This is a genomic window from Neisseria sp. Marseille-Q1983 (assembly GCF_018224585.1).
Taxonomy (GTDB): domain Bacteria; phylum Pseudomonadota; class Gammaproteobacteria; order Burkholderiales; family Neisseriaceae; genus Neisseria; species Neisseria polysaccharea.
Genome location: NZ_JAGTUI010000058.1, coordinates 1 through 8,380 on the forward strand (window position 1 = coordinate 1; position 8,380 = coordinate 8,380).

General features: G+C 51.2%; 8 protein-coding genes. 5 read left to right on the forward strand and 3 right to left on the reverse strand.

Features of this window, described 5'->3' with window-relative positions:
* Positions 1 to 107 precede the first annotated feature (107 nt).
* Positions 108 to 971, reverse strand: a complete 864-nt coding sequence (gene rfbD, locus KEM39_RS10155; protein WP_153067772.1) for a dTDP-4-dehydrorhamnose reductase — start codon at positions 969 to 971, stop codon at positions 108 to 110.
* 210 nt (positions 972 to 1,181) lie between these two features.
* Here rfbD and KEM39_RS10160 point away from each other — a divergent pair, with 210 nt between their 5' ends.
* Entirely contained in the window at positions 1,182 to 2,045 is an 864-nt protein-coding gene (locus tag KEM39_RS10160) for a phosphoribosylaminoimidazolesuccinocarboxamide synthase (protein ID WP_118997487.1), read from the forward strand.
* Positions 2,046 to 2,281: 236 nt separating this feature from the next.
* Complete coding sequence (gene pnp, locus KEM39_RS10165; RefSeq protein WP_192886318.1) at positions 2,282 to 4,402, forward strand: polyribonucleotide nucleotidyltransferase; 2,121 nt, start codon at positions 2,282 to 2,284, stop codon at positions 4,400 to 4,402.
* A gap of 73 nt (positions 4,403 to 4,475) precedes the next feature.
* Here pnp and KEM39_RS10170 read toward each other — a convergent pair whose 3' ends face one another.
* Positions 4,476 to 5,144: a sulfite exporter TauE/SafE family protein gene (locus tag KEM39_RS10170; protein ID WP_003708040.1), complete on the reverse strand. Its 669-nt coding sequence runs from the start codon at positions 5,142 to 5,144 to the stop codon at positions 4,476 to 4,478.
* Complete coding sequence (locus KEM39_RS10175) at positions 5,141 to 5,455, reverse strand: hypothetical protein (RefSeq protein WP_118997485.1); 315 nt, start codon at positions 5,453 to 5,455, stop codon at positions 5,141 to 5,143. Before KEM39_RS10175 ends, KEM39_RS10170 begins: the two co-directional genes overlap by 4 nt.
* 136 nt (positions 5,456 to 5,591) lie before the next feature.
* Here KEM39_RS10175 and dapF point away from each other — a divergent pair, with 136 nt between their 5' ends.
* The 3 genes from dapF to cysK all read left to right on the forward strand — a co-directional run bounded on the left by dapF (position 5,592) and on the right by cysK (position 8,173).
* Positions 5,592 to 6,443, forward strand: coding sequence for a diaminopimelate epimerase (gene dapF, locus KEM39_RS10180; RefSeq protein WP_118997484.1), 852 nt, complete (start codon positions 5,592 to 5,594; stop codon positions 6,441 to 6,443).
* Positions 6,440 to 7,045 (forward strand): hypothetical protein, encoded by a 606-nt coding sequence (locus tag KEM39_RS10185; protein WP_118997483.1) that lies wholly within the window; start codon positions 6,440 to 6,442, stop codon positions 7,043 to 7,045. The genes dapF and KEM39_RS10185 overlap by 4 nt, the downstream gene beginning before the upstream one ends.
* Positions 7,046 to 7,240: 195 nt before the next feature.
* The gene (gene cysK / locus KEM39_RS10190) at positions 7,241 to 8,173 is read left to right on the forward strand and encodes a cysteine synthase A (protein WP_042508240.1); all 933 of its coding nucleotides are present in this window, start codon (positions 7,241 to 7,243) and stop codon (positions 8,171 to 8,173) included.
* Positions 8,174 to 8,380 lie beyond the last annotated feature (207 nt).

Below are 8,380 nucleotides of genomic sequence, written 5' to 3' on the forward strand. Positions count from 1 at the left end.
AAATAGTACGGCAAGGCGAGGCAACGCCGTACTGGTTTTTGTTAATCCACTATATAAGAAAACCGCCAAGGCGGTGCTTGACGGCGGAAACGGAGAGGCGGGCGGCATCAGAGCAGCTTGGAAACGACCTGCGCAAGGGCTTTTTGCCAGTCTGACGGTTTGATGCCGAAGTCGTTTTCGATTTTGCGGCAGTCCAAAATGCTGTATGCGGGCCTGGGGGCGGCGGTCGGATATTCCTTGTCTGAAACGGCAGTCAATTCGGGAATGGGGAAGGATGTCTGCTGTTGCGATGCCGCTTGGAAAATATGTTGGGCAAATTCGTACCAAGATACGGATTTGCCGCCGGCGTAGTGGTAAATGCCGCGAACGGGATTGGACTGCTGCAACAGGCGGATGATAGCGGCGGACAAGTCGCCGGCATAGGTCGGGCAGCCGGTTTGGTTGTGGACGGCGGACAGCGGGGAACGTTCCCGCGCAAGGTTCAGCATCGTGCGGACAAAGTTGTCCCCGTATTCGCTAAACAACCAAGAAGTCCGCAGGATAAGGCTGTCGGGATTGGCAGACAGTGCGAGCAGTTCGCCGGCGGTTTTGGATTGTCCGTATACATTGGCAGGGTTGGTAAAGTCGCTTTCCTGGTAAGGTTTTTTGCTTTTACCATCAAAGACATAGTCAGTCGAAATGTGGACGAATCGGGCATGGGCGCGATGTGCTGCCAAGGCAAGGTTGTAAACGGCGGAAGCATTGACGGCAAATGCCGCTGCCGCATCGCCTTCCGCTTTGTCGACGGCGGTATAGGCAGCCGTGTTGACAATAGCGTCGGGTTGGAAATTTTTTACCATATTGAAGACGGCATCGGCATCGGTAATGTCTAAAGATGCGGAATCCGTTGCAATGGTTTCCCAATCTTCGGGAAGACGGTCGCGCAAGCAGCGTGCCAGTTGGCTTTTTGAGCCGGTCAATAGGATTCTCATGAGGCATTTCCTTTTGTAAGGTATTTATAGATTTGATATTGATATTATAGTGCTAAAATTTTGTCGGTGCTTGGCGTAATGGCATTATTCTGAGCAGTTATTGTGGAAAAGGTATTGTTTTACGACGATTTCGGCTAAAATACCGTAATCCGATTCCGATTGTTGAGTGTGGTTTCGGTATTGTCTAAGGCATTTTCAGGGTAATGTGAAATGAGTGTAACCAGTTTGGTGAAAATCTACTCCGGCAAAGTACGCGATTTGTACGAAATTGACGATAAACGAATGTTGATGGTTGCTTCCGACCGTCTGTCTGCATTTGATGTAATTTTAGATGACCCGATTCCGGGTAAAGGGGAGATTCTGACGCAGATTTCCAATTTTTGGTTTAAAAAACTGGCTCATATCATGCCTAACCACTTTACCGGCCATACGGTTTACGATGTTTTGCCTGAAAACGAAGCCAAAGTTTTAGAAAAACGCGCTGTCGTGGCTAAAAAACTCACTCCGGTGAAAGTAGAGGCGATTGTGCGCGGTTATCTGGCAGGCAGCGGTTGGAAAGATTATCAAAAAACCGGCTCGGTTTGCGGTATTCGGCTGCCCGAAGGTATGCGGGAAGCGCAACAACTGCCCGAAGTGATTTTTACGCCCTCAACCAAAGCCGCAGTCGGCGATCACGATGAAAACATCAGTTTTGAAGAATGCGGACGCATTATCGGCAAAGAATTGGCGGAAAAAGTGCGCGACAAAGCGGTTCGGCTTTACACCGAAGCGGCGGAATATGCCAAATCGCGCGGCATCATCATTTGCGATACCAAATTTGAATTCGGTTTGGATGAAAACGGTACGCTGACGCTGATGGATGAGGTATTGACTCCCGATTCGAGCCGCTTCTGGCCTGCCGACCAATACAAAGTTGGCACCAATCCGCCGTCTTTTGACAAACAATTCGTCCGCGACTGGCTGGAACAAAGCGGTTGGAACAAAAAAGCCCCTGCGCCGAAAGTGCCTGCCGATGTGATTCAGAAAACTGTCGAGAAGTATCGGGAAGCATTGACTTTGCTGACTCAGGATTGATTTTTAAGTTTGAAGGCCGTCTGAAAGAGATATGTTTCAGACGGCTTTTTTATTGTATCAATACTGGATTTTAAGGATGGTTGCCTTTATAATCCGCAGTTGCTTTCAGCGTCCGAAATGCCGTCTGAAAGCTTGTTTACAACCTGCCGCACGGTCTGAAACCCTAACTATGCACATTCGGATTTTAGTGTGCATTATTAGTGTTTTAGCAGTGCGGTATTTTGAAAGGAACAATAATGTTCAATAAATACGTTAAGACCTTCCAATACGGTAATCAAACCGTTACTTTGGAAACCGGCGAAATCGCCCGCCAAGCCGCCGCTGCCGTTAAAGTATCTATGGGCGACACTGTTGTTTTGGTTGCCGTTACCACCAACAAAGAAGTGAAAGAAGGTCAAGACTTCTTCCCCCTGACCGTCGATTATTTGGAACGCACTTACGCCGCAGGTAAAATCCCCGGCGGTTTCTTCAAACGCGAAGGCAAACAAAGCGAAAAAGAAATCCTGACCAGCCGTCTGATCGACCGTCCGATTCGTCCTCTGTTCCCTGAAGGTTTCTACCACGACATCCAAATCGTAGCGATGGTGGTGTCCGTCGATCCTGAAATCGATTCTGATATTCCTGCAATGTTGGGTGCATCTGCCGCGCTGGTGTTGAGCGGCGTACCGTTTGCCGGCCCGATCGGCGCGGCACGCGTCGGTTATGTAAACGGCGTGTACGTTTTGAACCCGACTAAAGCCGAATTGGCGAAATCGCAATTGGACTTGGTGGTCGCCGGTACTTCAAAAGCCGTGTTGATGGTGGAATCCGAAGCCAAAATCCTGCCCGAAGACGTGATGCTGGGCGCGGTGGTTTACGGCCACGATCAAATGCAGGTTGCCATCAATGCAATCAATGAATTTGCCGACGAAGTCAATCCGGAACTTTGGGATTGGAAAGCACCTGAAACCAATGAAGAATTGGTTGCAAAAGTACGCGAAATTGCCGGTGAAACCATTAAAGAAGCATTCAAAATCCGTCAAAAACAAGCGCGTTCTGCCAAATTGGACGAAGCTTGGAGTGCCGTGAAAGAAGCGTTGATTACCGAAGAAACCGACACTTTGGCAGCCAACGAAATCAAAGGCATTTTCAAACACTTGGAAGCCGATGTCGTCCGCAGCCAAATTTTGGATGGCCAACCGCGCATCGACGGCCGCGACACCCGCACCGTCCGTCCGCTGAACATTCAAACCGGCGTATTGCCGCGCACGCACGGTTCTGCATTGTTTACCCGTGGCGAAACCCAAGCCCTTGCCGTAGCGACTTTGGGTACTTCGCGCGACGAGCAAATCATCGACGCGCTTTCCGGCGAATACACCGACCGCTTTATGCTGCACTACAACTTTCCGCCGTACTCTACCGGCGAAGTGGGTCGCATGGGCGCGCCGAAACGCCGTGAAATCGGTCACGGCCGTTTGGCTAAACGTGCCTTGTTGGCCGTATTGCCGAAACCTGAAGATTTCAGCTACACCATGCGCGTGGTCTCCGAAATTACCGAATCTAACGGCTCTTCCTCTATGGCTTCCGTCTGCGGCGGCTGTTTGAGCCTGCTGTCTGCCGGCGTACCTTTGAAAGCACACGTTGCCGGTATCGCGATGGGTCTGATTCTGGAAGGCAACAAATTTGCCGTCCTGACCGACATTTTGGGCGACGAAGACCACTTGGGCGATATGGACTTTAAAGTGGCCGGTACGACCGAAGGCGTTACCGCGCTGCAAATGGACATCAAAATCCAAGGCATTACCAAAGAAATTATGCAAATCGCTTTGGCACAGGCCAAAGAAGCGCGTCTGCACATCTTGGATCAGATGAAAGCCGCCGTTGCGGGCCCGCAAGAGTTGTCCGCACACGCGCCGCGTTTGTTTACGATGAAAATCAACCAAGACAAAATCCGCGAAGTTATCGGCAAGGGCGGCGAAACCATCCGTTCGATTACCGCTGAAACCGGTACGGAAATCAATATTGCCGAAGACGGTACGATTACCATTGCCGCGACCACTCAAGAAGCCGGCGATGCGGCGAAAAAACGCATCGAGCAGATTACTGCCGAAGTGGAAGTGGGCAAAGTGTATGAAGGCACTGTGGTGAAAATCCTCGACAACAACGTCGGCGCGATTGTCAGCGTGATGCCGGGCAAAGACGGTTTGGTACACATCAGCCAAATCGCCCACGAGCGCGTACGCAATGTCGGCGACTACCTGCAAGTCGGTCAGGTTGTGAACGTGAAAGCATTGGAAGTGGACGATCGCGGCCGCGTGCGCCTGTCTATTAAAGCCCTGCTGGATGCGCCTGTCCGTGAGGAAAATGCCGCCGAGTAATGCTTAGGGATGGAAATGCCGTCTGAACTGGTTTCAGACGGCATTTTTTACGGGTATCGGGAATTAATGAGTGTTACAGCCACAGGACGGCAAGCTTCCATAATGCCCATAATGATACGGATAATCCTGTACACAGGCGGATATATCGGTTTTGCAGGATTTTTTTCAGTTGTAGGGAAAAAATGCCGATTGCCAAAAGATTGGGCAGCGTACCCAGTGCAAAGGCAAGCATATATAACCCGCCCGTTGCCGCACTACCGCTTCCCAGCGCGTAAAGCGATGCGCTGTAAACCAGTCCGCACGGCAGCCAGCCCCATAATATTCCGACAGCAAGGCAGGCGGGTATGGATTTTATGGGTAACAGCCGGTTGAGTATCGGGTTCAGGTTCCGCCATATCGGTTTGCCGATTTTCTCGATTTTTGCCGCCAAAGAAGAAATACCGCTCAAGTATAAGCCTAAAAAGAGCAGCAGGAGGTTGGCGGCGGTGTATAAAATATTTTGCAGGACGCGGGTTTGGTCGAGTGAAACGCCGACCTGTCCGATTAATCCGAGCATCAGGCCGATTGCCGTATAGCTGCCTATCCGTCCCGTGTTGAGCAGCAGGATCAGCCAAAAGCGGTTGATATGCGGGGGGAGTTGGAGCGCAAACGCGCTGCTTAATCCGCCGCACATACCGATGCAGTGCGTTCCGCCGAAGAAGCCGAGCAGGAACAGGGTGAGGAAAGTGATGTCGTGGTTCATGGACGGCTCATGGTCAGATGTTTGTCGGGGAAAACGGATAATTTCCGGCAGTCCGACCAATAGGGTTTGGTGAGGGCATTCCCCGTGCTGTTAAAGTCTTGAATAAGGATGCGGTTTGTGTCATGAATTTCGACAGTCCTGTAAAATCCGCCCTTTACTGCGCTGTCGGCGGGTTTGCCGTGTGCGTCGAAATACAGGACGGTGCGGTTTTGAAGATGCGCGCAATTTGAAACGGCCGGGTTTGCCGGTATGTTTCGGGTGCAGGCAGCAAGGATTGCACAAGGGAAAAGCAACAGTAATATGCGGAACATGGTGTTTATTGTAATGGGTAACAAACAGTATAATGACTTATTTTAATCTCCCGACGGCGGGAGATGGAAGCATTTCTCTTCGGCACGGGGATTTCGGAATTCGGAAGCAACAGACAATACGGGTTTTCAGAATAATATGAACACGTTGAAATTTACCAAAATGCACGGTTTGGGCAACGATTTTATGGTGATTGACGCGGTCAGTCAGGATTTTACCCCTGAGCATGCACCGATTGCGGCATGGGCTGACCGTTTCCGCGGCATCGGGTTCGACCAGCTTTTGGTGGTCGGGCGTTCGGAAACCGAAGGTGTGGATTTCCGTTACCGTATTTTCAATGCCGACGGTAGCGAGGTCGAGCAATGCGGCAACGGAGCGCGTTGTTTTGCCCGTTTTGTTGCAGACAAGGGTTTGACCGATAAGAAAGAAATTTGTGTTGAAACGGCCAAAGGCATTATTTTTCCGAAATTGTCCGATAACGGCATGGTTACGGTCAATATGGGCAAACCGAAGTTTATGCCGTCTGAAATACCGTTTGTCCCCGAATCGGGCGAGGGGGATGATGCCTGTATTTACGGGGTGCATCTCGAATCCGGCATTCAGCCTGTCAGCTGCGTCAATATGGGCAACCCCCATGCGGTGATTGTGGTCGATGACGTAGAATGCGCGCCGGTGCGCGAAACCGGTCCGCTTATCGAACCGCACAGGCAATTTCCCGAACGCGTCAACGTCGGCTTTATGCAGATTGTCAGCCGAACCGCGATTCGTTTGCGTGTGTTCGAGCGCGGTGTGGGCGAAACCCAAGCTTGCGGTACGGGCGCGTGTGCGGCTGTGGTGGCGGGTATCCGTCTGGGGCTGTTGGATGAAGGGAAAACGGTAGAGGTGATTTTGCCGGGCGGAACTTTATATATTGAATGGGCCTGCGGCGGCGATGTGATGATGACCGGCCCTGCGGAAACGGTGTTTGAAGGCGAGTTGGCGTATTCATGATTTTGCTGCATTTGGATTTTTTGTCTGCCTTACTGTATGCGGCGGTTTTTCTGTTTCTGATATTCCGCGCAGGAATGTTGCAATGGTTTTGGGCGAGTATTGCTTTGTGGCTCGGCATATCGGTTTTGGGAGCAAAGCTGATGCCTGGCATATGGGGAATGACCCGCGCCGCGCCCTTGTTCATCCCCCATTTTTACCTGACTTTGGGCAGCATATTTTTTTTCATCGGGCATTGGAACCGGAAAACAGATGGAAACGGATGGCAGGCAGCCCCCGAACATCCGCTGCTCGGGCTTTTTGCCGTCAGTAATGTATCGATGACGCTCGCTTTTGTCGGAACATGTGCGTTGGTGCATTATTGCTTTTCGGGAACGGCACAAGTGTTCGTATTTTCGGCATTGCTTAAACTTTATGCGCTGAAGCCGGTTTATTGGTTCGTGTTGCAGTTTGTACTGATGGCGGTTGCCTATGTCCACCGCTGCGGTATAGACCGGCAGCCGCCGTCAACGTTCGGCGGTTCACAGCTGCGACTCGGCGTGTTGGCGGCGATGTTGATGCAGGTTGCGGTAACGGCGATGCTGCTTGCCGAAATCGGCAGATGATTGTGATGCCGTCTGTATCGGAACAAAAAGTTATAAAGAAAGAAATTTTGGGTATTGGTTTTTTAGGCGGCATAGGTTTAGGATGAAGCCATATCCGAAATTTGTTTATGGTTCGGCGCAAATCCCCTGCAATCGGACAGGATGCCGATGGGGATTGCGCCTTACTGTCGAAACCTTATTATTCAGGAGCAGAAGATGAAAATTGCAAACAGCATCACCGAATTGATCGGCAACACCCCCTTGGTCAAATTGAACCGCCTGACCGAAGGACTGAAGGCGGAAGTTGCCGTGAAGCTGGAATTTTTCAATCCGGGCAGCAGCGTCAAAGACCGCATTGCCGAAGCAATGATTGAGGCCGCCGAAAAAGCGGGCAAAATCAACAAAAACACCGTGATTGTTGAGGCAACCAGCGGCAATACGGGTATCGGTTTGGCAATGGTATGTGCGGCACGCGGCTACAAACTGGCGATTACCATGCCGGAAAGCATGAGCAAAGAGCGCAAAATGCTGTTGCGCGCGTTTGGCGCGGAGCTGATTCTGACCCCCGCCGCCGAAGGTATGGCGGGCGCGATTGCCAAAGCGCAATCCTTGGTGGACGCGCATCCCGACACTTATTTTATGCCGCGCCAGTTCGACAATGAGGCAAACCCAGAAGTCCACCGCAAAACAACCGCCGAGGAAATTTGGCGGGATACGGACGGCAAAGTCGATGTCTTCGTTGCCGGTGTCGGCACAGGCGGTACGATTACCGGCGTGGGCGAAGTATTGAAAAAATACAAACCCGAAGTTAAAGTGGTTGCCGTCGAGCCTGAGGCTTCCCCCGTATTGAGCGGCGGCGAAAAAGGCCCGCACCCGATTCAAGGCATCGGCGCCGGTTTTATCCCGACTGTTTTGAATACCAAAATCTACGACAGCATCGCCAAAGTCCCGAACGAAGCGGCGTTTGAAACCGCCCGCGCAATGGCGGAAAAAGAAGGCATTTTGGTGGGTATTTCTTCCGGTGCGGCGGTTTGGAGCGCGTTGCAGCTTGCCAAACAGCCTGAAAACGAAGGCAAGCTGATAGTCGTGCTGCTGCCTTCTTATGGCGAACGCTATCTCTCTACGCCACTTTTTGCAGATTTGGCATAATGCTTTAATCGGATTGTCGAAACATTCAGACGCATTTTTCGGTATCGGTGTAACGCCGTGCCGGAAAATGCGTTTTTGCATATATGCCGAAAACGCCGGTTGTGTTTTAATCAGGTATTGGTGCCGCCGCATTGCTTGAGGGAAATATTTTTTATAGTGGATTAACAAAAATCAGGACAAGGCAACGAAGCCGCAGACAGTACAAAT

Excerpts from the sequence above, each read along its gene's own strand:
- KEM39_RS10175 (WP_118997485.1), bottom strand. The coding sequence starts at position 5,455 with ATGTTCCGCATATTACTGTTGCTTTTCCCTTGTGCAATCCTTGCTGCC.
- KEM39_RS10160 (WP_118997487.1), top strand. The coding sequence starts at position 1,182 with ATGAGTGTAACCAGTTTGGTGAAAATCTACTCCGGCAAAGTACGCGAT.
- cysK (WP_042508240.1), top strand. The coding sequence starts at position 7,241 with ATGAAAATTGCAAACAGCATCACCGAATTGATCGGCAACACCCCCTTG.
- pnp (WP_192886318.1), top strand. The coding sequence starts at position 2,282 with ATGTTCAATAAATACGTTAAGACCTTCCAATACGGTAATCAAACCGTT.
- KEM39_RS10170 (WP_003708040.1), bottom strand. The coding sequence starts at position 5,144 with ATGAACCACGACATCACTTTCCTCACCCTGTTCCTGCTCGGCTTCTTC.
- dapF (WP_118997484.1), top strand. The coding sequence starts at position 5,592 with ATGAACACGTTGAAATTTACCAAAATGCACGGTTTGGGCAACGATTTT.
- rfbD (WP_153067772.1), bottom strand. The coding sequence starts at position 971 with ATGAGAATCCTATTGACCGGCTCAAAAAGCCAACTGGCACGCTGCTTG.
- KEM39_RS10185 (WP_118997483.1), top strand. The coding sequence starts at position 6,440 with ATGATTTTGCTGCATTTGGATTTTTTGTCTGCCTTACTGTATGCGGCG.